Here is a 2086-nt window from a genome sequence, read left to right as displayed (position 1 = left end):
ACAGCATTAACACCTATCTCACCATTCTCAATTTCTTCAAGGATAGCGAGTTTCTCTGAAGCAGAATATTGTCGTCTAAGCATGAAAAAGCTCCCCTTCCAGTAGTAGGTTTTATTATTTCACCTGTCTACCGTAAGGGGAGCATATCATCGGCAGCTGCTCCAATTTTTCATTACGCTATTCCAGCTAATAGTTTGTCAATATTAAATTATTAATTATGAATTCATGAGGTGGATTTGCCTCGCGAGATTAGGTGGTGAATCTCTGTTGAAATTTTCTGCTCCGACATTTCTAGAATTTCTTTAGACGTCTGGTGTAAAACTAGAAATCGAAGCGAAACTTTCGAATAGAGGTCACCGAATACGCCATGGTATTCAGGGAAAACCTGATCAAGAATAGCTGGAACTGCAGCTTCGCCTGAACATACATACCCGTTAAAGATTCATGCTGACGCGTGAGATAACGTAAATTCATGAGATGCTGACCCCGTTTTTTGATGGGTTCAAACTCTTCTTTATAGAACAGCGCCCCAAGCTGATAGGCATCAGCAGCATCCGTCTTGACCCGTCTCAAATTAGTCTTTTTAGCTTCATATGAGATTAACGGATTAATGACGATGTACAGACGATAATCCCTCTAGATCATGATTAAATCTAAAGATCTTCCCATGAGGTTCTCCGCGGTCCAAAAAAGCTTGTGCATGGCTCTCTTCTTTGGATACATCCAAACCAATGACTGGATTCACAATATCACTCCCAAAGTGTATTCACCGGTAACCCCTAACCTTCTTGTCTTCCACACTATCGCATGTGATACGGGATCAACGTCCCAACCAGCCTAACCATGGTTGAACAAGTAGGGGGGATGAACAGAATAGCTCTCGGGGTCCAAGTCCCACGGGCAGAATCGTTCGATCCCCGGCTACCGCTATCTTATGACCACACAAAAATGAGGTCTACCAGTAATATCTGGTGACCTCATAATACGAACGGGCAGAATAGCGTAATACAGGGCCACAATTTTGCTCAATCGTTCAACACTGCCAGATCAAGCTGGCTTATGCGTTCAGGATCGGAGATTAGGTCGACCTCGGCAATTTTTCCATGATTCATTTTAAATTTGAGTACATAGAGCAATCTTCCATGAGGAGCCACAATGATTCCTACTGTTCCATTCACGAGGGCTAGTTGTGCTGCTTTCTGTGCACGTCCCGAAACTTGTTTCGCTAGAGCAACCGCTCCTCGGGTTACTCTTGAAGATCCTGTTTGACGGTCGTCACGAAGAATAACGTCCTGATCGAGCGCAGCTACTAAAGTATCGAAATCGCCTGCGTGCGCTGCAGCAAGAAAAGCTTGAACAACGTCGCGTTGGAGAGCAAAGTCGACTTCTGGCATTGCTTTCGCCCCGCGAATCCGGTGGCGTGCCCGGCTAGCAAGTTGTCTTGTTGCCATCTCGGACTTTCCTACAATAGAAGCAATCTCATTGAAGGGTATGGCGAAAACATCGTGCAGCACGAACGTGATGCGTTCCGCAGGATTCAGATTACCGAGTACGGCTAACAGTGCAATACCGACAGAATCAGCCAATATGGCTTCTTGTTCGGGATCGATTATATTCTCTTGACTCATGAAAGTATCGGGCAAGTGAGCTTCTATCGATTCTTCGCGCCTTGATTTTCGCGATCGTAACATATCTATACATACACGCGAAACAACGGTGGTCAACCATCCTCCCATGTTCTCGATGCTTCTTTCATCCGCGCGACTAAGGCGCAACCAAGCCTCCTGTACCGCGTCCTCTGCTTCACTCAACGATCCCAGCATTCGATAAGCCACTGCCTGAAGATGCTTCCTGTGTACTTCGAATGTATTTGCCAACCCAACTTGTTCACTCATCATTCAAACTCCCTCGCACAAAAATAAAAAGCCCCTATAAGTACGGAACTGACCCCTGCTAATGAGACAGGGATAAAACACCTAACTAACATGCCAGTTGCCGATACTGAATCGGTGACTGGTTATTTAGTTTCGCTTGAATACGAATATGGTTATAATAATGAATGTAATCTTTGACTATCTGTATCACG

The 2086-nt window shown here is 45.0% G+C and carries 2 protein-coding genes and 1 pseudogene; all 3 read right to left on the bottom strand.

Features of this window, described 5'->3' with window-relative positions:
• Window positions 1–259: 259 nt before the first annotated feature.
• A pseudogene (locus tag AB4Z29_RS32230) lies at window positions 260–745 on the bottom strand (IS110 family transposase); the annotation flags it as partial.
• 280 nt (window positions 746–1025) lie between these two features.
• Complete coding sequence (locus AB4Z29_RS32225; protein WP_441946951.1) at window positions 1026–1895, bottom strand: sigma-70 family RNA polymerase sigma factor; 870 nt, start codon at window positions 1893–1895, stop codon at window positions 1026–1028.
• Between the two features lie 85 nt (window positions 1896–1980).
• On the bottom strand, window positions 1981–2086 hold a 106-nt coding region (locus AB4Z29_RS32220), incomplete at its 5' end, for an IS3 family transposase (RefSeq protein WP_441944359.1).

Source organism: Paenibacillus sp. 2TAB23 (assembly GCF_052115165.1).
Classification (GTDB): Bacteria; Bacillota; Bacilli; order Paenibacillales; family Paenibacillaceae; genus Pristimantibacillus.
Note: the sequence above shows the minus strand (reverse complement) of the source record. Positions and strands in the feature narration are given on the sequence as shown.

Coding starts and splice junctions, on each gene's coding strand:
- AB4Z29_RS32225 (WP_441946951.1), bottom strand. CDS start 1,895: ATGAGTGAACAAGTTGGGTTGGCAAATACATTCGAAGTACACAGGAAG.